The 23,015-nt window shown below is 45.4% G+C and carries 20 protein-coding genes; 2 read left to right on the forward strand and 18 right to left on the reverse strand.

Features of this window, described 5'->3' with window-relative positions; translation table 11 throughout:
• Positions 1 to 68 precede the first annotated feature (68 nt).
• The 8 genes from BK126_RS13395 to adhE form a co-directional block, all read right to left on the reverse strand.
• A complete protein-coding gene (locus BK126_RS13395; protein WP_076313108.1) occupies positions 69 to 1,661 on the reverse strand; it encodes a response regulator transcription factor in 1,593 nt (530 codons plus the stop codon).
• Complete coding sequence (locus tag BK126_RS13400) at positions 1,652 to 3,478, reverse strand: cache domain-containing sensor histidine kinase (protein ID WP_305954041.1); 1,827 nt, start codon at positions 3,476 to 3,478, stop codon at positions 1,652 to 1,654. Before BK126_RS13400 ends, BK126_RS13395 begins: the two co-directional genes overlap by 10 nt.
• A 37-nt stretch (positions 3,479 to 3,515) precedes the next feature.
• The gene (locus BK126_RS13405; protein ID WP_076313528.1) at positions 3,516 to 4,343 is read right to left on the reverse strand and encodes a carbohydrate ABC transporter permease; all 828 of its coding nucleotides are present in this window, start codon (positions 4,341 to 4,343) and stop codon (positions 3,516 to 3,518) included.
• A 2-nt stretch (positions 4,344 to 4,345) separates the two neighbouring features.
• Positions 4,346 to 5,230, reverse strand: coding sequence for a carbohydrate ABC transporter permease (locus tag BK126_RS13410; RefSeq protein ID WP_076313109.1), 885 nt, complete (start codon positions 5,228 to 5,230; stop codon positions 4,346 to 4,348).
• Between the two features lie 156 nt (positions 5,231 to 5,386).
• Positions 5,387 to 6,769, reverse strand: coding sequence for an ABC transporter substrate-binding protein (locus tag BK126_RS13415; protein ID WP_076313110.1), 1,383 nt, complete (start codon positions 6,767 to 6,769; stop codon positions 5,387 to 5,389).
• 186 nt (positions 6,770 to 6,955) lie between these two features.
• Complete coding sequence (pflA, locus tag BK126_RS13420) at positions 6,956 to 7,699, reverse strand: pyruvate formate-lyase-activating protein (RefSeq protein ID WP_076313111.1); 744 nt, start codon at positions 7,697 to 7,699, stop codon at positions 6,956 to 6,958.
• Positions 7,700 to 7,772: 73 nt separating this feature from the next.
• Positions 7,773 to 10,034, reverse strand: coding sequence for a formate C-acetyltransferase (gene pflB, locus BK126_RS13425; RefSeq protein WP_047911020.1), 2,262 nt, complete (start codon positions 10,032 to 10,034; stop codon positions 7,773 to 7,775).
• Positions 10,035 to 10,459: 425 nt separating this feature from the next.
• Entirely contained in the window at positions 10,460 to 13,072 is a 2,613-nt protein-coding gene (gene adhE, locus BK126_RS13430) for a bifunctional acetaldehyde-CoA/alcohol dehydrogenase (RefSeq protein WP_076313112.1), read from the reverse strand.
• Between the two features lie 236 nt (positions 13,073 to 13,308).
• Here adhE and BK126_RS13435 point away from each other — a divergent pair, with 236 nt between their 5' ends.
• Positions 13,309 to 14,025, forward strand: a complete 717-nt coding sequence (locus BK126_RS13435; protein ID WP_047911018.1) for a Crp/Fnr family transcriptional regulator — start codon at positions 13,309 to 13,311, stop codon at positions 14,023 to 14,025.
• Between the two features lie 79 nt (positions 14,026 to 14,104).
• Here BK126_RS13435 and BK126_RS13440 read toward each other — a convergent pair whose 3' ends face one another.
• The 9 genes from BK126_RS13440 to BK126_RS13480 all read right to left on the reverse strand — a co-directional run bounded on the left by BK126_RS13440 (position 14,105) and on the right by BK126_RS13480 (position 21,738).
• Entirely contained in the window at positions 14,105 to 14,488 is a 384-nt protein-coding gene (locus BK126_RS13440) for a nitrite reductase (NAD(P)H) small subunit (protein ID WP_052511820.1), read from the reverse strand.
• 208 nt (positions 14,489 to 14,696) lie between these two features.
• Positions 14,697 to 15,395: a hypothetical protein gene (locus BK126_RS13445; RefSeq protein ID WP_047911017.1), complete on the reverse strand. Its 699-nt coding sequence runs from the start codon at positions 15,393 to 15,395 to the stop codon at positions 14,697 to 14,699.
• A gap of 134 nt (positions 15,396 to 15,529) precedes the next feature.
• Positions 15,530 to 16,237: a hypothetical protein gene (locus tag BK126_RS13450; protein ID WP_052511818.1), complete on the reverse strand. Its 708-nt coding sequence runs from the start codon at positions 16,235 to 16,237 to the stop codon at positions 15,530 to 15,532.
• A 160-nt stretch (positions 16,238 to 16,397) separates the two neighbouring features.
• Entirely contained in the window at positions 16,398 to 16,961 is a 564-nt protein-coding gene (locus BK126_RS13455) for an NAD(P)/FAD-dependent oxidoreductase (protein ID WP_047911016.1), read from the reverse strand.
• Between the two features lie 51 nt (positions 16,962 to 17,012).
• The gene (locus BK126_RS13460; protein ID WP_047911015.1) at positions 17,013 to 17,330 is read right to left on the reverse strand and encodes a winged helix-turn-helix transcriptional regulator; all 318 of its coding nucleotides are present in this window, start codon (positions 17,328 to 17,330) and stop codon (positions 17,013 to 17,015) included.
• 357 nt (positions 17,331 to 17,687) lie between these two features.
• Positions 17,688 to 18,416 carry a ThuA domain-containing protein gene (locus BK126_RS13465; RefSeq protein ID WP_047911014.1) on the reverse strand — a complete coding sequence of 243 codons (729 nt, stop codon included), beginning with the start codon at positions 18,414 to 18,416 and terminating at the stop codon, positions 17,688 to 17,690.
• 21 nt (positions 18,417 to 18,437) lie between these two features.
• Complete coding sequence (locus BK126_RS13470; protein ID WP_047911013.1) at positions 18,438 to 19,406, reverse strand: sugar phosphate isomerase/epimerase family protein; 969 nt, start codon at positions 19,404 to 19,406, stop codon at positions 18,438 to 18,440.
• 83 nt (positions 19,407 to 19,489) lie between these two features.
• The gene (locus BK126_RS13475) at positions 19,490 to 20,572 is read right to left on the reverse strand and encodes a Gfo/Idh/MocA family protein (protein WP_076313113.1); all 1,083 of its coding nucleotides are present in this window, start codon (positions 20,570 to 20,572) and stop codon (positions 19,490 to 19,492) included.
• A 74-nt stretch (positions 20,573 to 20,646) separates the two neighbouring features.
• Positions 20,647 to 21,738: a Gfo/Idh/MocA family protein gene (locus BK126_RS13480; protein ID WP_076313114.1), complete on the reverse strand. Its 1,092-nt coding sequence runs from the start codon at positions 21,736 to 21,738 to the stop codon at positions 20,647 to 20,649.
• 147 nt (positions 21,739 to 21,885) lie between these two features.
• On the opposite strand from BK126_RS13480, the gene BK126_RS13485 reads away from it, so the two are divergent.
• Entirely contained in the window at positions 21,886 to 22,707 is an 822-nt protein-coding gene (locus BK126_RS13485) for an AraC family transcriptional regulator (protein WP_076313115.1), read from the forward strand.
• Here the strand turns inward: BK126_RS13485 and BK126_RS13490 are convergent.
• Positions 22,704 to 23,003: a hypothetical protein gene (locus BK126_RS13490; RefSeq protein ID WP_256209773.1), complete on the reverse strand. Its 300-nt coding sequence runs from the start codon at positions 23,001 to 23,003 to the stop codon at positions 22,704 to 22,706. The genes BK126_RS13485 and BK126_RS13490 overlap by 4 nt on opposite strands.
• Between the last annotated feature and the right edge of the window lie 12 nt (positions 23,004 to 23,015).

The raw sequence follows: 23,015 nt of genomic DNA on the forward strand, positions 1-23,015 counted from the left end.
AAAAAGCAACATCCCCTAAGTCGGAAACGCTGCTCTTATGTCGCCATTTACTTATGATTTGGAAGAGTTCAGTTTCTCTTGGCTGCCATCTCACGAAATTCAGAAGGCTTCATTCCATAATACTTATGAAATACTTTTGAGAAATATCTCCGTTCCCGATACCCCACGGCAGCTCCAATCGAAGCGATGCTCCGATCTGTTCCGGTGAGCATGGCTTTCGCAGACTCCATCCTTTCTCTCGTTACATATTCAACAAAAGTGACACCAAAATGGCTCTTGAATAGCTGGCAGAAGTAGCTTGAACAGATCCCAAGCTGGTCTGCCATCTCTTCAATACCCAGATCTTTATCCAGCCTTGCCGCGATATAATCCCTTGCGGTGGCCACCAGTTCTCCTGCCGTGCGCCTCGGCAGCTCGCTTGCGCAAGCTTCTGCCAAGGTAAGTGACAGCTCATAATATTCCCGGAGTGTAAGCGTTTGTAACATCACATTCCAGATCCGTTCTTCGGCTTCTGTCTTCAGCAGCTTCATTTCGTGCATATCACGGAGCATGAGAACAACAATGTAATGGAAATACTTGATGGCCTTGCCGTTGTTACTCCCTTTGTCGGTGCACATCAAGCTGTAAATTTGCTTCAGCACCGATGTAACCTCATTTTTATTTTTTTGCCTCACCGCCAGGGTCAACCGATCCGACCATACACGAGACATCCATTCAAGCTCTTCGCCTGACTCCTGCTCATCAATATTTGCAATCCTTGTGCCTGAATGCTCAGACATCATCAGCGCCCGCTGGGCATCTCTATATTCTTCGGCCAGCATGTAATCAAAGACCTTCTTGCCGGAAGCATACAATTCTGCAGCCATGCCAGATGCATCTGTAAACCTACGTTCCAGCTCTTCGAGTAAGTCAGGATCAGGGACACGGGAAGCAGAATCAGACAAGGAGGAATCATGTTCAATAACAATACACCATTCTCCATCCCGCGTCTTGATTACTTCTCCTGCTGGCGTTGAAGCCGCCAAATGATCGTCGATTACTGCACCAACCAACTCATGCCAATGCTTACGCTCTTCTTCTGACCATAACAAGGAATTGAGGAAATAATCCTGTGCAACGAGCAAGATGAGTGTATAACGACTTCCACCTGCGGTTGACTTCACATCTTCACATGGATTGGGACTATGGGATTCACCAAGCAATACTTCCTGCAGCCATTTTTGACGAATCCACTTGCTCATATACAGCTCTCGCACCGTGCCCTGCTGCTCCTGCTGCTTCTCATTGCGGATACGGCCTGCAAGTGCGCCAATGGTTGACTCCAGCTCAAAATAATCGATCGGCTTGCATATGTATTCACGAACGCCTTGCTGCAATGCAAGTCTCGCATATTCAAACTCCTGGTAGCCGGTAAGCAGCAGAATCTCTGCTTTCCCGCCTCTTATCCGATACTGTTCAATGAATGTTAGTCCGTCCATGACAGGCATTCGAATATCACATAATATGAGATCAGGCTGAACATGGGTACTCAGCTCTAACGCTTCATTTCCGGTACGGGCAGCTCCGGCCACCTTGATTCCGAGCGATTCCCAATCAATAAACTCCTTCAAGTTATCAAGTATAGGCTGTTCATCATCAATTAGCAGCGCACTCAATTCCAAGACGAATCCCCCCAATCGTTTTTGGGCAGCACACACCGGATTGTCGTTCCTGCCCCACTCGCAGAACAGATAAATATACCGTAATGTTCTCCATATTGAATGCGAATTCGGTCGGCTACACTCCGCACTCCAAGACCACGACGTTCAGACATGGCCGGTGATATCGGTTCATCCTCCATTTCCGTCGTCTTCGCCATGTATTCGAACCGTTCAAGGACGGTGTTAGCCATCCCGATTCCATTATCCTGCACTTCAAGCACAACTCTTCCCATATCTTCCCATGCTGTTACCCGGATGAATCCAACGTAATCAATTCCTTCAAACCCATGCTGAATGCTATTCTCGACAAGGGGCTGCAGGGTAAGCTTAAGAATAGGAAAGGATTCGAGCTTCTCAGGAATGTCAATCTCATATTCAAACAGCTCAGCAAACCTGTATTGTTGAATCGCCAAGTAGTTCTCGAGATGCTTCACTTCCTCCTTGATCGGAATTTCTTCCACATCTTGAATGCTGATACGTAAAATACTGGCCAGCCTGTTTACCATCTCACTGACCTTCCTTCTTTCCCCGCGAAGTGCAAGTCCATTAATGGACTCTAGTGTATTGAACAAGAAGTGCGGCTTGATCTGGGCCTGCAGCACCCGGAGCTCGGCTCTTGTCTTCTGCATCTGCTCGGCCTTGACTCTGCGGAACAAGCTGCTGATTTTGTCCATAAGATCATTGATGCCTTGTGCCAGCAGCTGGAGCTCGTCGTAGCCTTTGCCCTCAATCCTTGCACTTAAATCCCCATCTTCAACTCTGCGCATAAAGCGTACAAGGACTGCAATCGTTCCGGTAATCCGATTCATAAAAAAGACATTGAACATAAGGGCGGCAAACAGACAGCATATAATAATAATCACATACCAGCTGACCAGCTGATTCGTTTCTTTCGCCAAGGAGTTCCATTCAGTTACAGAGACAAGCTGCCATGGATATCCCTTCATCTGGTATTGAGACAGGATGCTCTCTGTTCCATCGAAATTCAGCCTGCTGCTGCGATATCCGTCCCCGCCTGCAAAGGTCTCGCTCATCAGCTCCGACATGTATCGTCCAATATAAAAACCGGAAGGGTCATATACAACGAGCCCGTCTTGGTTCACCATCATAAATTCCGTATCCTGATTCCCGCTCATGCTGAGATTACGGAAGATCCGGTCAATTTCCCAATTCTTGATCTGCACGACCAGAACACCAATGTTCTGGAAAAAACTCAGCTCTTTTACAAGCCTGATTTGAGTAAATACAGGCTCATAGCCCGTGAATTCCGGATGCTCCAGCGGAGCAATCCACAGAGGCACACCATTTAACTCTTTCACTTGATTGTAGAGCGGATGGTTGGTAAACTCCCCGAAAGGCAGTGCCTTGAAGTCTTCCTTCGTAAAAATAGAGACAATCCGCTCTCTGGCGGAATACTCCAAATTATAGAGAAATGCATAGCTGATTGCGGGATAATTATAGAGCATGCTGCGAAAATTCCGCTGACTCGCATTCAGATAGAGCTGATCGCTCTCCCCAAGGTTTACGGGCTTCTCGGATTCAAGCGCCATCTGAAACACAGACGTAGCAATTCCATTGTCTGTTACATTGTTCATTTCCTGAAACACGCTTTCGATGCTGTAGCTGATCGACTTCAGCGCATACTCAGCCTGCTCGCTGTATTTTTTCTCAATTGTACTCGATGTTACGAGAAAGGTTCCGAAGCCCATGACACACATCGGGATGATGATCAATGCCAGAAACGCCACGACAAGTTTGCTACGCAAGTTCAAGAACACATTTCTCCCCGGTCGAAGAGCATAAGCGTAAGTCTCGTCACCCTTTGACGCTACCTGCGGTTACACCTTCAATGATCTGCTCTTGCAAAATGGAATAAATAATGATAACCGGCACGACACTGTAGACAATTCCCGCTGACATCTGGGCGTAGTTCATCTGGTACTGATCTCTGAACTGCACCATTCCTACAGGCAGGGTACGAAGTGTGTCCGTGGATAAAAAGTAGTTGGCTAGAAGAAATTCATTCCAGTTGCCAAGAAAGTTAACGATAAATACCGTAACGATCGCTGGAATGGTTAGAGGTAACACTATTCTAGCAAATATCCCCTGTGCCCTCAACCCGTCCATAACGGCAGCTTCCTCGATTTCACTTGGGAGCGAACGCATAAAAGCAGCCAGTATAATAACCGTAAACGGAAGCGCATTTGCAATATAAGGAATGATGAGCGCGAGATGCGTATCCAGGATACCCAGCTTGCGGACAAGCAGATAGATGGGCAGCATCAGGGAGTTGTTCGGAATGAGCATGCCGACCAGGATCAGGCTGAAGAAGGCTGTGTTCCATTTTCCATGCTTCATTCTTGTTACCGCAAAGGCAAACATCGCACCAAGCAAGATGGATACCACCGAGGCTAGGATTGAAATATATAAGCTGTTAAAGAAGTACGTTCCGATCTTGGCATTAACCCAGGCTTCTACATAATTTTCAAATGCAAACTCTTGCGGGATACCAAACGGATTAAGCGCAATCGCATTGTTATCCTTCTTGACGGATGAGAAAATGACAAATAGAAATGGAAACAAAATGACTAGCAAGTAGCTGAGCAGAAATACATGGGGGATTGATTTACTCAAGGTTCGCATCATTAGTATTCAATCCTTTCACTTCGGCGGGCGATCATGACTTGATAGAGAGCCGTCAGAATGAGTGTAAATACAAAGATAAGGACAGCGATGGTATTTCCGTAGCCGTATTTAAAATTCGTGATCGCATATTTGATCATGTAGGTTGCTAGCACGTCTGTGGACCCGGCTGGACCGCCTTTTGTCATGACAATGACGATATCTGCTGCCTTCATTGCACCTGCAATCGACAGCATAATGACAACAGAAATGATAGGCTTGATGAGCGGCAGTGTTATGGATAATGCTCTTTGCAGCCGGTTTGCTCCATCAATCTCAGCTGCTTCATCCAGATCACGCGGAATGGCGAGAATTGCTGCGAGTACCATGATGATGTAGAAGCCAGTCCATTGCCAGGCATTTGTGAGCAGGATGGAGAACATCGCGTATTTCTCATCTGACAGCCAGTAGATCGGCTCGATGCCAAGCAGCCCCAATATCTGATTTAACAAGCCGATATTCGGTTCATAGATGAAGCCCCACAAGATCCCAATAACCGCTGTAGACATAATGGAGGGAAGGAACACCGCCGTTTTGTATAGGCCTTTAAGCCGCTTCACATTCGCAATGAGAAGAGAGAAGAGCACAATCAGCGGAACCTGAATACCGCACGAAAAAAGAATAAACCATCCGTTATTCAAGGCCGACTCCCAGAATCTCTCATCTCCAAATGCTTTTATATAATTTTTGAACCCAATAAATTTCGGATTCTCAGATACGCCATTCCAGCTGGTAAAGCTGTAGTATATCGAATTCAAGATCGGATAAATAAAAAACAATATAAACAATATCAAGGCAGGTAATATAAACATGGAGTATACCCAAGGATTCTTGAGTGATTTGTTCATGTGCCAACAGCCTCCCATGGAAGAGCCAATAATGTACAGTCTCATACCATATTAGTGTGTAAAAAAACCCCGGACGCTGATCCGGGGTAAGCAGTCCTGTTATTTTATCGTTTTATGCTGATCACGATTATGAATGGTAACGGTGCTTAAGCCTCTTTATTCCACTGCTGCGTTTGCTTCTTCTTGAACTTTCTGCAGATCCTCTGCCATTTGCTCAGGGGTCGTTTGGCCGCCAATCAGCTTCTGAATCTGAATATTACTGATCTCAGTCGTTACATCCGCTTGAACAAGCGAGTCAAATGCAGGGAAAGAAGTAGCGGAAGCATTAAGGACAGCAACGATCTCCTTCATCAAATCATCGGTAATACTTTCGGTTAGTACAGCTTCATCGAATTTCATAGCCGGCAGTACACCGTCTTCAACTAGACCTCTAATTTGCATTTCTTCATTAAACATATTCTTAATGAAGGATTTCACTGCTGCGAGCTTCTGTGGATCGTCCGCAACCGAAGCTGCAAAGCCGTATCCGTTATTCACATCGCGCATGAGAGAGGTTTGGTCTCCTACTCCTCCATCAACAGGAGGCAAGTTGAAGAATCCGACTTTACCGATCAAGCCTTCACCGGATTGCCCTTCCTTGAATACAGAGGATTTCCATGTGCCGTCATACATCAGAATCGCTTCACCGCTCGTAAATTGAGTCGTATACTCTGCATACTCAAATCCAAGCTCGCCCTTCTTGAAATACTCTTTGTCAACCCATTCTTGATGCTTAGCAAAAGCTTTGACAACTCCCGGATCGGTCCAAGCCGCTTCACCGGTAACAAACTTGTTTGTAATATCAGAGCCTGCGTATCGCGACCAGAGATGGTTCGTCAGCATAAGAGGTACCCAGCCTGCCTTCGAAGCTCCAGCCAGCGGCACTTTGCCATCTGCCTTAATATCAGCCAGCTGCTGCTCAAATTCGGCAAAGGTAGCCGGCGGCTGCCATCCCTTCGACTCATAATATTCCTTGTTGTAGAAAAACCCTTCGCCAGATCCCCCGACCGGCAGACCATATACATTGCCTTCATAAGTGAACGGCTCAAGTGAGGAGAATTTATCCTTAATCCCGAGCTCTTCAAGGATCGGTGTCAGATTAAGAAGCATGCCTTCTTTGGCGTATACCTTCGCATCTGGGCTGCCGAACAGGTCGAAGATATCCGGCGGATTACCTGCAGCCATTTCGCCCCGCAGCTTTTCTTTGCGGTTTACGTCTGAATCAACTCCATCCAGGGTAAAAGATGCGCCTTCGACTTCCTCCTCCACCTTCTTAACCACGTCCTGCAGGATCGCAAGCCGGCGTTCCTTGTCCGCACCGACCTGAGTATGACGAAGTGTCATTTCAAACGGCTCAGTTGAAGCAGCCGGCGGTGTTTCGCCAGACGTTCCGGGCTCCGCAGCAGGTGTTTCCGTATTAGAGCTGCCTCCACAGCCTGCCAGTGTCAGTGACACTGCCAGCAATAACGACATCATAGAACCAAACTTTTTCTTCAACATTCGTTTGCCCCCGCTTTCTATGAGCTTGTATTGTATGTAACTTACTTGCTTTACAATTTTCATTATAAGAACATTGCTGTGTGTCCGATAGGACTACAATTTAAAGATCGAGGGATAAAATCCTCGAAAAATACGTAAAAACTCCCTTCTCATGTTAGAAGGGAGTTCGTTATCACGACACGTTTATCAAAGTTCGATCCTGCTTGCTTCCTTGCGTCCCGTCTCAATGAGACGGTAAGCACGGTCTATTTCCGCTTGTTCAGGAGAGGGGACACCCTCAAGCGGATATTCTTTGCCTAGCAGCTTCCATTTATAAATTCCCATTTGATGATAGGGAAGAATCTCAAATTTTTCTACTCCATCCAGTGTTCCTATAAACCGGCCCAGATTAAGCAGATCCTTCTCATCATGATGAATGCCAGGAACATATACATGGCGGATCCACATCTGCTTGCCATGTTCCGATAACCAGCGTGCCGTCTCCAGCATTCTTACATTCGATTTGCCCGTCAGGCGCTCATGCTTCTCATTATCGATATGCTTCAGATCGAGCAGCACAAGATCCGTTACCTTAAGGAGCTCATCTATACGGTCCATATCATTAAAACCGTTCGTATCCAGCGTCGTATGCAGATTCCAGCGATCTTTGACCTCACGGAACAGCTGAGTAACAAAGGCCGCTTGAAGCGTAGGTTCACCGCCAGAGACAGTCAAGCCTCCACCAGAGCTCTTATAATAATGAATATAAGGCTCAATCTCAGCGAGCACCTCTTCCAGTGACATTGCGTTCCCGCCATCCAGTGCCCAGGTGTCAGGGTTATGACAGTACTGGCATTTCAGCAGACATCCCTGCATGAACAGCACGAAGCGGATGCCGGGACCATCAACCGTACCAAATGTTTCTAGTGAATGTACATGACCTTTGACCATTTATACCATCCCTTTTTCTATCGCATCCGCTTTGTGCGTCTGTGCAGATTGTTGAGTAGCTAGCAGTTAGCTGTTACATATTGCCGTGGAATGTCCGGTTAATAACATCAAGCTGCTGCTCACGTGTCAGTTTGATAAAGTTAACCGCATAACCCGATACCCGTACGGTCAGCTGTGGATAATTCTCAGGGTGCTCCATTGCATCAATCAGCTGCTCTCGATTAAAGACATTGACATTCAAGTGATGGGCTCCACTTCCAAAATATCCGTCCATCATTGCTGTCAGGTTGGTCTTACGGGCCTCTTCCTCTTTGCCAAGTGCCTTCGGAATGATCGAGAAGGTGTTGGAAATACCATCCAGGCTGTGTTCGTAAGGCAGTTTGGCAACGGAGCTGAGGGAAGCCAGTGCGCCTTTTTTATCGCGTCCGTGCATTGGATTCGCTCCTGGGGCAAAAGGCTCTCCTGCTTTACGTCCGTCCGGGGTCGTACCCGTCTTCTTACCATACACAACATTCGATGTAATCGTCAGTACCGATTGTGTCGGCATCGCATTCCGATAGGCTTTGTGCTTGCGAATCATCGTCATGAAGGACTCGACGAGCTCCACTGCGATTTGGTCAACCTTGTCGTCGTTATTACCGTAGCAAGGATACTCGCCTTCTATAACGAAATCCACGGCAATTCCATTCTCGTTGCGGATGGGGCGAACCGTTGCATACTTGATGGCACTAAGCGAATCGGCTGCTACAGACAGTCCAGCGATACCGCAGGCCATCGTCCGCAGAATATCACGATCATGCAGCGCCATTTCAATCCGTTCGTAGCTGTATTTATCATGCATATAGTGAATCACGTTCAGCGTGTTCATATACAGCTTCGCGAGCCACTCCATCATCGGCTTGAAGCGTTTCATAACCTCGTCATAGTTCAGTACTTCAGATGTAATTGGCGGATACTCTGGACCCACCTGGGCTCCTGATTTCTCGTCCTTACCGCCGTTAATTGCATACAGCAGCGCCTTAGCAAGGTTCGCACGTGCACCGAAGAATTGCATCTGCTTCCCGATCCGCATTGCAGATACGCAGCAGGCAATACCGTAATCGTCTCCATAGATCGGACGCATCAGATCGTCATTCTCATATTGAATGGAGCTGGTTTCGATAGATACCTTGGCGCAGTACTTCTTAAACCCTTCTGGCAGCTGCTCTGACCATAGCACCGTCAAGTTTGGCTCTGGTGCGGGTCCGAGATTGTACAGCGTATGCAGGAAGCGGAAGCTGTTCTTCGTGACGCGTGTCTTGCCATCCATCCCCATGCCGCCAATGGATTCCGTGACCCATGTTGGATCTCCACTGAACAGCTCGTTATAATCCGGCGTACGCAGGAATTTTACAATTCTCAGCTTCATGACAAAATGATCCACCAGCTCTTGTGCTTCCTCTTCAGTCAGTGTTCCTTCTATAAGGTCTCTCTGGATATAGATATCCAGGAAGGAAGAGACACGTCCAAGTGACATCGCTGCACCATTTTGCTCTTTAATTGCTGCCAGATAAGCGAAGTAAACCCATTGGAAGGCTTCTTTGGCATTTCGTGCAGGACCGGAAATATCGAATCCGTGCATTTCACCAAGCTGCTTCAGCTCTTTCAGCGCTCGTATCTGTTCAGACAATTCCTCACGAAGCCGGATGACATCTTCATCGATCACATCAACTTCCAGCTCAGCCTGCTCTCTCATCTTGTCCTTGATTAAAAAGTCAATTCCATACAGCGCTGCTCTTCGGTAGTCACCGATAATACGTCCGCGGCCGTAGGCATCTGGCAGGCCTGTGATGATGCCGGCTCGCCGCGCATTTCTCATTTCACTCGTATAGGCATCAAATACCCCTTGGTTATGTGTTTTTCTGATCGTGGTGAACATTTCAATAATCGGCTCAGGAAGCTTAAAACCATAGGCTTCACAAGCATCAATCATCATCTTGATACCGCCGAACGGCTGAATGGAACGCTTAAACGGGGCATCCGTCTGAACGCCGACAATCTGCTCCTTCTCTTTATCCAAGTATCCAGGCTGATGGGATACAATTGTTGAAGGGGTGTTGACATCCACATCCAGTACTCCGCCGTTATCTCTCTCTTTCTTGGTTAGATCCATAACGATCTCCCACAGCGCTTTTGTATTGTCTGTCGCACCTGTCAAAAAGCTCTCGTCACCCTCATACGGAATGAGGTTTTTCTCTAAAAAGTTATTAACATTAACCTCTTTTGTCCATTTTCCGGACTTGAAGCTTCTCCAGCCGGATTGTACGTTTTGCATTTCTTTTTCGGTTACCGCCATGGTAATCCCTCCAATAGATTCGTGGTTACACTAGACAGATCATGAAGGCAGGTACGAAATTCCATCCCTGCTGTTACTCTTTCTCCCTCGGCTCTGTTATTGTGGTAAGGTTATTTGTGATTATTTTCACTAATCTACCTGCTCACTCCCCTTCTCTCCACTCTTTATAGGGAAGTGAAATTGCCTTTTGGGTTCTATGAAATAGATTTCTTCTCTCTTACATTTCAAATTATATTATACAGATCACATTAATTATGTGATGAATATCACAAAGTTAAGCCTGTTACTCCATTTTATTTTTACTGTTGTAGTCATGCTTCCCATTCCTATATTGTGCGGAACAAGCATACGAAAAAAAAGCCGTGCTGAACGAAGGAAATTCCTTCTGCTCAGCACAGCTTCACCATTTACGATGAAGAACACGGTTATTTATCAAATCTTCCATAGAAAGCATTCCGGTACACATCAGCCAGCTCACTGACAAGTGGCAGCTTCGGATTCGCAGTAGTACACTGATCTTCAAATGCCCGGTCTGCCAAATAATCGACTCTTGCTTCAAAATCCTTCGGATCAAAGCCAAGCTCCTGGAACGAAGCCGGGATACCGAGCTTCTTATTCAAATTACGTATTGCCTGAATCAGGCTGTTAACCCCTTCTTCTGTCGTATTCGCAGGTAATCCCAGGATACGTGCAATATCGGCATAACGAAGATCTGCTGTGAAATGATCATATTTCGGGAAGGATGCGAATTTCGTCGGCTTCTTCGCGTTGTATCTTATAACATGCGGCATCAGAATGGCATTGGTTCGTCCATGTGCCGTGTGATACTGTCCGCCCCATTTGTGAGCAAGACTGTGATTGATACCAAGGAATGCATTGGCAAAGGCCATTCCGGCAATCGTAGACGCGTTATGCATTTTCTCTCTCGCCAGCTTATCTCCCGTAAGAGCAGATGCTTCAAGATATTCGAATACGAGCTGAATCGCTTTGATCGCGAGGCCATCTGTATAATCATTTGCCATGACAGATACGTAGGCTTCGATCGCGTGAGTCAGTACATCCATACCCGTATCTGCGACAGCTACCCGTGGCAGGCTGTATACGAAATCGGGATCTACAATGGCTACATCCGGTGTCAGCTCGTAATCGGCCAGCGGATATTTGGTATTCCCTTTATTCTTATCTGTAATAACTGCAAATGAGGTTACTTCTGAGCCTGTTCCCGAGGTTGTTGGGATCGCCACAAATTTTGCCTTTTGTCCCAGCTTAGGATATTTGTAAATCCGTTTACGGATATCCATAAATTTTTGTTTCATATGATCAAACTCGGCATCAGGATGCTCGTAGAACAGCCACATCGCCTTGGCCGCATCCATTGGGGATCCGCCGCCGAGCGCAATAATACAATCCGGTTCAAAGCTGTTCATCAGCTTCGTGCCATTCTCTACGGTTGTTGTTGAAGGGTCGGGCTCCACATCGGAGAACACTTCAATGAACACAGGCTTGCGGCGCTGGCGCAGGTAATGCTCCACTTTATCAACGTAGCCCAGTTTCACCATCATGGAATCTGTAACAATGAGTACGCGAGAAATGTCAGGCATTTTCGCAAGATACTGGGTAGCCCCCTTCTCAAAATAAACCTTGCTTGGAACCTTAAACCATTGCATATTCACTGTACGTCTCGCCACTCTCTTCACGTTGATTAGATTTACTGCGGTTACATTCGAAGAGGTTGAATTCCGTCCGTATGAACCACAGCCCAGCGTCAATGATGGTAAGTTGGTATTGTAGATGTCCCCAATTGCACCGTGAGTTGAAGGAGAGTTTACAAGAATCCGGCAGGTCTTGAGATGATCTGCAAAACGGCTGATCACTTCATCATCATTTGAATGAATGACCGAAGAGTGTCCCATTCCTCCAAAAGAAACGATTTCTGCGGCACGTTCTATCCCCTGCTCTACCGTCTTAACCTTGTAGCAGGCCAGAATCGGACTCAGCTTCTCAGCGGACAATGGGAATTTTTCTCCAACACCGTCCAGCTCAGCAACCAGAATCTTGGTATTCTCCGGAACGACGATTCCGCTCATCTTCGCAATATCGACAGCCGACTGGCCGACGATCTTCGGATTAACAGCACATTTGTCAGCGGAGATAGCATAAGTCGTTAATTTCGCCGCTTCATCTTTGGTTACGAAGTAGCAGCCATCCGCCACCATTCTCTTCTTCACTTCATCGTAGACGGGTTCTTCTACAATGACCGCTTGCTCTGATGCACAGATCATTCCGTTATCGAAGGATTTGGATAAGATCAAATCTGTCACTGCTTGATTAAGATTCGCCGTCTTCTCTATAAAGCAAGGAACATTTCCTGGTCCAACGCCAAGTGCCGGTTTACCGCAGCTGTAAGCTGCCTTAACCATCGCTCCACCACCGGTAGCCAAAATGAGTGCAACATCCGGATGATTCATCAGCTCGTTTGTCTTCTCCATCGACGGGGCGTCAATCCACTGAATACAATCAGCTGGTGCGCCTTCTTTGATCGCTGCATCTCTTAGAATGCGTGCTGCTTCCCGGCTTGAGTTCTGTGCCGATGGATGGAAACCGAATATGATAGGGTTTCGTGTCTTTATGGCAATCAGTGCCTTAAACATCGTTGTAGAGGTAGGATTGGTTACAGGGGTAATCCCCATAATTACGCCTACCGGCTCCGCTATTTTTTGATAGTTCTCAAACTCATTATCTTCGATGACGCCGACCGTTTTGTCATATTTAATATTGTTGTAGACATATTCTGTAGCAAAAATATTCTTGATAATCTTGTCTTCATAAATTCCGCGGCCTGTTTCCGTCACAGCCAGCTTGGCTAGATTCATGTGCTTATCAAGACCAGCCAGTGCCATCGCCTGAACAATACGGTCAACCGCCTCTTGATCTAATTGCATAAATGCTTCCAGCGCCTTCTTGCCCTTGGTTACCAGCTCATTAATATATTCCGCCGCAGTAACTTCTTTGGATACAGCCTCGTTCTTAACAGCCATCTCCTATCATCCTCCTACCCAAATTCTGAGTTTTTTGTCTCTCTATTGGATTACGAAGTCATCATATCATGCATGATTCTCTTTTTTTGTGAATTTATTCACAATGTATAAAAACTTCGGATTCGATAGTGAAATGAATCACAATTTTGGAATTTTGCCATACTTTGCTTCTCCCGCCCTCTTAACGAAGGTATATACTGAACTTGTAAATCGAACAGTGCAAGGGGGAATCGCATATGACTCACTTAGCATTACTTGAACAAAAAGAAGGCAATATCCGCTGCTTCACATCAGAGAACAAACAGCTCTTACTCAACTTATTGAAGTATCGATCATTACCAAAAGGCTCTCATCTGTTCTGGGAGGGGGATCCTGCCGACAAGCTGTTTTTTATTAAGCACGGGCGCATCAAGATTACGAAATTCACAGATGAAGGAAAAGAATTAATCATGTATATTCATCAGGACGGGGATTTGATCGGTCATGCCGACCCCTTCTTCTCTTCTAGGCACAGCTATTCTGCTGAAGTATTGGAAGAGAGCGAGATTGGATATGCAGAAACCTCAGAGCTTCAGCTGCTCATTGAGATCAACGGCGGATTTGCACTTGATTTTATGAAATGGATGGGTATATACCATCGAATTACACAGACGAAATTCCGCGATCTTATGATGTACGGCAAGCAGGGCGCTCTCTGCTCAACACTAATCCGGCTCGGAAATACTTATGGAGAAGTGGATGGCAAGGATATTCGGATTAACAAAAAGATGACACATACGGATCTGTCGAATATGATTGGTGCAACCCGGGAAAGTGTCAATCGAATGCTCGCTGAGCTGCGCAAGAAAGGCGCTCTGGCATATGATGATGGCTGCATCGTGATCAAGGAATTAAGCGTTCTTCAACAGATTTGCCGCTGCGAGCAATGCCCGGTAGAAATCTGCAGGATTTAACAAGACAAAAAGCCGACCTTCTGATTTAGAGAAAGATCGGCTTCTTTTTTTATATGAAGATGGAAATAGACCACCCATTTTAAGCAAGCACAATATACAATTTGCTCTTCATGATATGCACCCTATAAGCTGGCACCTTGGTTATATTACTAGCTTCCCTTGTGACATCTCCCGTTTCCAGATCAACCTTCCAATCGTCGGAAGGATCATACACCGTATGTCCAGACACAATGCCCTCCGTGAGCCTGATTCCCTCTGGATTTATTCTTACATTATCGAGAGCAAACAGACCACCGTCACTTGTCCTGAACACGCCAATTTCGCGATTCTGTAGAGTAACCATACGTCCGATCAATGAATAGAAATCCCGCTCGTCTCCTACTGGATAAGCCTTGGCCTTTATAACTTCTGATACATTAACAGGCACCTGCTGTTCCTTCATTCTCCCCTTGATTACACCCATAGGTTAACCCTTCTTTCCAAGATACGGTAATGTCTTTGTCTCAAAGTGATTGATTCATCTTTTATTATTTTAAATTAAAGATTCTGAAATGAAAATCATATTTTGGCGAATATTTCAAAATGATACCATGGTAGGATATTTGAATGTGTGAATATTCCCAATACAGATGCATTAGGTCTTGTTATCGACAAAAAAAGCCTGCCACCGACTACTGTCGTTCAGCAAGCTCTAATCTTATTTCGTCTCTCGGACTAAGCACCATATCCAGTCCATTATCCATCAACTCTTTATTGTTCACTTCAATTTTCCATCTTTCCGTAATTAACGGAACATAACCATCAATCGAATGAACGTATCGTTTGTTATCCGTCAGTTGAATCCGCTCATTCTTCTCCAAAATATCTCTTACGGTCAAATTAGGAAAATAAAGACTAGCAATGGAGCCCCGCAAATCCGGCTGACTTACCCCGCCATAAATCGTTAAGGTTACAGCCGATGGCTCCATATTCTCAATCTTGGCAATAGGTTGAATGTATAGAATTAGTGAATCTTTACTATCTAAAGAATTTCCCCATGCATCGGAGCCAATATCCTCATCATTTAATTTTAATCTCCACTCAAGAGACTCATCTAATACATACGAGCCAACGGAAGCAATGGCATTCGATCCTTCATTAAATTCAGCAACACGATCGATTGCATCATGTACTGTAAGTCCTTCATTAATTCTAATCTGTACAGGTTGAGTCAATGCCGGTATGTAGCTGCCACCTTCTACACGGAGTTCAACAGTTCCCGGCGTTTGATCCTCCGCCAGGCTTGTCCCTTTATCTACCGAACTGCAGCCCGTAAATATGAACAAGAGTAGAATTATTGCTGAAATTGTAAATGAGTACCGCACTTTCATGCAATCACCGCCTTACTTTTTTTGCATTATTCTACAATCTATTTATATAGCATACTATTATCTTGTGTTTAACTTCAACTCCAATAGAAAAAAGCCCAAGATTGGGCTCTTCTGATATGACCAGTATGATGTTACTACTGAACTGCTGCCTGCATATATATTCGGTTACCGCTCATATTTTTTAAATAAGGACCAAGTCCCTTAAATTGCAGACCTGACACATAAACTCCTGTCATAAGCTTACCTTCCATCGTTCCCCACTCTGAATCAAATACGACAGACGGAGCTGGTACATCCTCTTGGAAGATCGTAACTCCGTAATCTCTTCTTCGATACTGGATTCCACTCTCATACAGCGGTCTCTCCGTCAAATAAGTCGGCACAAAGTAAGCAGCAATGACATCCATCTCTTCTCCCGTATAAAAGGATTCATCTCCCAGAAACGGATGAAACAATTGAATCTCTTCATACTGAGACCATATGAATGCCTGTAGAATTAAGCTCGCAAAAGTTCCGCCACGTTTGGTCGATACAGCTGTAGACTCGCCCATGCTTGTATCCGTTTTCAGATCAGCTAATGGGGGACGGGCTTCTGCTTGTTCATTCTGATATTCACTTCCAATGAATTTCCATCCTTTGCTCGTGTGTATCCACTTTTGAAAGTATGAGCGCTGGGACAGGACTGTTGCTTCAAGCTTCTCAGCAGCTGCTGGAGAAAAGTACTGTTTCACCATTCTGGCTGCCTTCTCATAGATCGACTGAACGCGGAGGGATGCTTGCTCAAGCTCGGCAACATCTTGTTGAAAGTAATTCACTTTACGAGATACGACGATTTTGTTCAAGTAGATCGCCCTCCTTTTAAGCCTTTTAGGACCTTTCTGCAATTATACTACGAAAAGCACTGACTTGTGCAAGGACGACAAATAAATACGAAGATCATACCTCAAGTGCTAATAAAAAAACCCTTTATCTTTCTTCAGAAAAATAAAGAGTTTGAAGTCATTACTTAAGTATATCGTGGTCAACATACCGTTCACCGTTAAGCTCACTGAGCACCTCAATGGCCACTCTTGCTCCGTCACCGGATGTCACGATGGTATGGACACTGACTCCAGCAATGACTCCAGCAGCCCAGACATTTGGCATACTTGTTCTGCCGAGACGATCCACCTCAATAACCGATTTTATTCTTGGCTCACGTCCTTCAATCATACGGATCCCACTATTTGCGGCCAGTTCAGGATTAGCACCGGTGGTCAGAATTACGTGCAGTGCCGTGTATTCTTTACCTGATTCTGTTGTAAGCCTGACCTGACCATCCTCGGAGGTGATCGAGGTCACCTTCTCATCGTAGAAAACAGCGCCAAACTTCTCTGCCTGCTTTCTGCCTGATGTTAAAAGATCCGGACCTGATATGCCCTCTGTTCCATAATGGTTCTCCATCCAGGCGCGCTTTGTCATACTTGCACCGCTGTCAAGAACGATCGTTTCTTTGCCTGCCTTAGCCGCAAAAATAGCTGCACTGCCTCCTGCAGGACCTGCACCAACAACAATTATATCTGCCATGAGTTTCATCCTCTCCACACAAGATTCATGACGCCACGAGCCTAGCTTCGGCTATTCAACCCATTGCTCCGCCCACTGCTGAATTCCCTGCATTACAGGCTGGAGTGCTTTCCCTTTGTCGGTAAGCTCGTATTCAATTCTGACGGGTGTCTCCGGATATACGTGTCTTATTAAGATTCCTTCGCTCTCCAGATCCTTCATTCGCTCTGACAGCATTTTATCACTCATTTGAGGTATGAGATTCGAAATATCCTTAAATCGTTTAGGACCATCCATCAATGTTTGAATAATGAGACCATTCCATCGTTTGCCCAGGAATGAAAAGGCCGACTCAAATCTTGGACACATCTTCAGATGTTGACCTTCCATTATATTCACCTCTTTAAATATTTCCATCAACACAAACTTACAATTAGTTAGTACATATCATAATAGCACATTTCTTGGTGTATGGAAAGAAACTATACCATATCCCATGAAGTATACTATAACCATTAACCAAAAATGAAGCTAATGACCCAATTGTGAAATCAGTCAACCGCTTCAATTAAAAAAGACCATCCAAAGACAGTCCACACACTTTAGAAGGCTTTAAGATCAGGATTCATAAGCATTTCTATTATATCACGCTGATATTTGAATAACCAGTTCTTTATACCTATATAATTTTAAAAATACCATGGACTCACTTAGATGTAAGTCCATGGTATTATTGTTGAAATTCGCTTATACAAGCACGTTACCTAATGCTCTGACCGGTTCGCTGTTACCAAATACCGGTTTGGTATGATGAAGAGGATAAGCCCATCGAATGGAATTGCTGATCACTCTTAGAATCTCCGGACGGTAGTACGTTGGATACGTTTCATGTCCTGGTCTGAAGTAGAAGATCTTACCTTCACCTCGTTTGAACGTACATCCGCTTCTAAACACTTCTCCGCCCTGAAAATTACTCAAGAATACAAGCTCATCCGGCGTTGGAATATCAAAGAATTCACCATACATTTCTTCATGTTCCAATATGATATGGCTGTCGATTCCTTCTGCAATCGGATGACTCGGATTTACAGTCCATATAATTTCTTGTTCCCCAGCTTCCCGCCACTTCAGGTCACAGGAAGTACCCATCAGCTCTTTGAACGGTTTGGAGAAATGTCCCGAATGAAGAACAACAAACCCCATACCATTTAATACTCTCTTCACAACCTTGCTTACGATTTCGTCGCTTACTCTGTCATGAGCCATATGACCCCACCAGATTAATACATCCGTCGTATTCAAGACCTCATCCGTTAAACCATGCTCCGGCTCATCTAGAGTAGCTGTACGAATCGCATATCCTTCTCCTGAAAGACCATCAGCAAGCGCTTTGTGAATGCCTTCCGGGTATACTTCTCTAACCTCATCATGAATTTTTTCGTGAACAAATTCATTCCAGATCGTGACGTTAATCATTCTTATTTCCCCCTGTTGATGTTAGACCCACCACATATCGCCAAGCGGTTCTTCAATAAGTACTTGCTTGAGATTGTGGACGGCTTTTGAGAAACCTTCCTCAACGGACATCAGTCCGTCTTCATGTTCAATACTTACAACATAATCATATCCGACAAGTCGCAGGGCACTGATAATATCTGCCCAGGTTTTGATATCATGACCAAATCCGACGGTGCGGAATTGCCATGCGCGGGTTTGCATATTTGTATAATCCTGCATATCCGTAAGACCATACATATTTACGTTAACAGGATCAATCGTTGTATCCTTGGCATGGAAATGGTGAATCGCTCCTTCACGACCCAAAATTTTGATGGATTCCACAGGATCAATACCTTGCCACCACATGTGAGAAGGATCTAGGTTTGCCCCGATCACTTCACCCGCTGCCTCGCGCAATTTAAGCAGTGTAGCTGGCGTATGAACCGAGAATCCGCCGTGCAGTTCAAGGCCGATTTTTACATTGTGATCAGAAGCGAACTTACCCCATTCCGTCCAGTATGGTATCAGTTTATTCTCCCATTGCCATTTCAATACTTCCTGGAAATCATTTGGCCACGGAGCGACAGGCCAGTTCGGATATTTCGCATCCTCATGATCACCAGGCAGGCCTGAGAACGTGTTAACAACAGGTACTTCGAGCTTCTCAGCAAGCTTCACTGTGTTAACAAAATCATCATGGAACTTCTTAGCAATCTCTTTTTGCGGATGTAGCGGGTTACCGTGACAGCTGAGCGCACTAATGATCAAACCACGAGATTCAACTGCCTTCTTGAATTCTTTCAATGCCGTTTCATTCTCCAGAAGCTCAGCCGGTTTGCAATGAGCATTGCCCGGATGCCCTCCTGTACCAATCTCTATCGCACCTAGACCTTTGGAAGCGATATAATCTAATGCATCCTCAAACTTACGACCACCGAATAGTACTGCAAATACGCCTAATTTCATAAACTAAAATCCCTCCTGTAATGTAATGAGTACTTCAACTATATTTAAACTGCTGCTTCTAAATGAATAAGGAAGATTGCTTATTACTCAAAATAAACTGCTTTTCCAGTACGTGCTGATTCATAGATGGCTTCAAGGATTTGAGTTACGACGTAAGCCTGTTCTGGTTTGACAAGAGGTTCCTTATCTTCAAGAATCGCCTCGATCCACATTCTAGCTTCCCGATCCGCGTCACTCTCGCTCTCACCTGCAAAAAAGGCAACGCCGCCGGCATTAAGATCAATATTCTGTTCATATAGTCTGCTTAATTTCTCACCATTCAAACGAAGACCGTTCTTCATATCAGCTCCGCCTTCTGTCCCTGCAAGAAGGGTCTGTGCCTCGCCCGTCTCCACCACATTAAGAGCCCAGCTCGCTTCGACCTGAATGGTAGCCCCATTCTCCATTGTCACAAAGCCAAAGGCTGAATCCTCCACATTAAACTCTTTAGGATCCCAAGGACCAAATGCATTCGCTGCATTTTCCCGTCCGCTAAGCTTATGGAACACAGAACCCATTACACTCTTAGGTTTGTAGTTATCCATCAGCCATAAGGTTAGATCAAGCGCATGGGTCCCGATATCGATCAAAGGTCCGCCGCCTTGCTTCTCTTCGTCCAGGAATACGCCCCAAGTAGGAACACCGCGGCGGCGAAGTGCAATCGCTTTGCCATAATAGATATCCCCGAGTTCTCCCGTTTCGATAAGCTCCTTCAAATAGAGACTATCGTTGCGGAAACGGTTCTGATACGCGATGGACAGTTTTTTGCCCGTCCGTTTTGCCGCTTCGATCATCTCCAGGGCCTGCTCCGAAGTTTTGGCCATCGGCTTCTCACACATGACATGCTTGCCTGCTTCTAGTGCGGACACAGTAATAACCGAGTGGGAATCGTTTGGCGTACACACATGGACTACATCAATGCTCTTATCCTTGAGGAGCTCTTGATAATCGGTATACACTTTAGCTCCCTCGGCACCAAATTTGCTTGCTGCATCTTCTGCGCGAGATTCAACAATGTCACAGAAGGCAACCATTTCAACATTCTTTTGTTTAGATAGGGATGGCATATGTTTACCGTTTGCAATACCTCCGCAACCGATAATAGCTACTTTTAATGTTTGGGTCATGAACTTTACCTCCGCGTGCAGCTTGTTAATTTCATTATTGTTTAGTAAGTCTAATCGATATTGCTTAGATGTAGTTAGTTGTTGGATACAAGCTCAGGTTTCTTATGGACCTCAACGGTGCTCTCCAGCAGTACATGTCTGCCTTCAATCGAAGAGCGTTCAAACGCATGCATGGCTTCAAGCACATGGTATCCAAGCTTACCGCTTGCTTCAGCCTCACTTCCGTTATGAATCGCTTCTACCATCTGATTCAGACCTAGACCACGCTCATTCTGCTCACTGGCCGTTACTGGCTGGATTATTTCCCAAGCATCAGATCCAATTCGCTTCACTTTAACATCGCCGTTAAAGAAGTTTGGATCAGGCACCTGAAGCGTGCCTTCTGTTCCATGAATCTCGATCAGCGGCAGACCTGAACCTGCGCGAACATCAAAGCTTGCGATCATTGTTCCAATCACTCCATTGGCAAAATCCATGGTCCCAGCCAGATGGGTAGGTGTTTGTACCTGAAGCTTCTGACCTTGCTTCGGTCCGGATCCAACGACCCGGTCTGGGATTTGAATTCCGGTTGAAGCGCTTACCCTGCGGATCGGTCCTAACAGCTTAACAAGTGCTGTCAAATAATATGGTCCCATATCCAGCATCGGTCCCCCGCCGTAGGCATAGAAAAACTCCGGATCAGGATGCCAGGACTCAGGCCCGCCGCCCATGAAAAAGGCGGTCGCAGATACCGGTTTTCCTATGACTCCGTCTTGTATGGCTTTCATCGCAGTCTGAATACCCGACCCCAAGAAAGTATCCGGGGCGGTTCCAACATAAAGCCCTTTTTCTTCAGCCAGCTCAAGCACTCTGCGGCCATCCTCAAGAGAGATGGTGAATGGTTTCTCGCCGTATACGTGCTTACCTGCCTCTAGTGCAGCTATATTGGTTACGGCATGACTGCCCGGTACCGTCAGATTTAATACGAGTTCAATTTCATCATTCTGCAGAAGCTCGTCAACGGTGTAAGCGTTTGCTACCCCGAACTCGGCTGCTCTCGCTTCGGCGCGTTCCATAATGATGTCCGCTACCGCTACAACTTCAATTACAGGACTCTTTTTCAGGTTCGTGAGGTATATGCTGCTGATATTTCCGCACCCGATAATGCCTGCCTTCATTTTTTTCACTGATCTTGTCACTCCTCTGGTGATTGACCTTCAAAGGTAATTCTTAACTGGTACTATAGTATTCGATTCGTTTATAAATTAAAATGAAGTATATGATCAAAACATGAACAATCTGGTCAATATTTTTATTTCAAGGAGTCAGTACTTATGTCAGTTGAACAATCCTGCCAAGTTCTTACAGCCGGCTTTTCTTTTCATCGGAAGCCTTACTATTTCTCACAGCCTGAGGGAGTGAAAAATTATCTGTTCCGTCTTCAGACCGATGGGAGGTGCAGAGCCCGGGTTGATGACCAAATGACCTTTATAGAATCAGGTGATTTGCTGTTATTTCATCCGACAGAACCGTATGAACTCAAGATTGATAATGAGGAGAACGGTGCCGGCAATTCACTTGTAGAAAGTGGAGATTATCATATTTTTTTCACTGGAGATTGGGCGGATGAATGGTGGCATAAAAAGAAGCGTCCGACGCGGATCAAGGTCGAATTGACCGAAAGCCTACTTAGCCTATTTCGTCAAATCGTTCTCGAGCAGCGCCGGATCGCAAATCCATTTCCGGAGATCCCAAGCTATTATATGCGCATATTATGCCTTGAAATTGATCGTTTACTCTCGGAGCATCCGACCACGACACAAACCAGTTATTTAGCTTATCAAATCAAAAATTACATTGTTGAGAATGCTTCTACTTTATTTAAGCTTGAAGATGTAGCTTCCAGTATTGGCATTAGTGTCTCCAGGGCTGTTCATTTGTTCAAAGAAGCATTTGATACAAGTATCATGCAATATACACTGGATATCCGGTTAAATATGGCCCGTGAGCGCATTATTTTTAGTCCGATGTCACTCGAGCACGTCGCCGAATCTTCAGGCTTTAACAGCTATACATACTTCCATCGCGTGTTTAAGGCAAGATTCGGAATGTCGCCGAGGGAATTTCGTTCTATCCACCGAGAACAGCTTCTCTAACGCTTCCGCTGCTCGATCACCTCAGCTACGACCATAGCAAGATCGTCATTACCGTATAATGACAGGACACCAAGGAGTGTATCGTCTGCAATATCGCCTGCTTCTTCCTTAGGAACGACGAGATTCAGTACATGCTGAAGACGTTCGTTGTTCTTCTGTGCAGGATAAGCTTGGCGGTACAGCTCCTCAGGGTTCTGTTCATTGTTTACACACCACTGAGCGAAGACGAGAATCATCATATCCTCATCCTGTCTGTAGCTTTCAATGATTTGTTCTTCCATTTCTTTTTTATTCAAGGCTCATATCTC

This window comes from Paenibacillus sp. FSL H7-0326 (assembly GCF_001955535.1).
Classification (GTDB): Bacteria; Bacillota; Bacilli; order Paenibacillales; family Paenibacillaceae; genus Paenibacillus; species Paenibacillus shunpengii.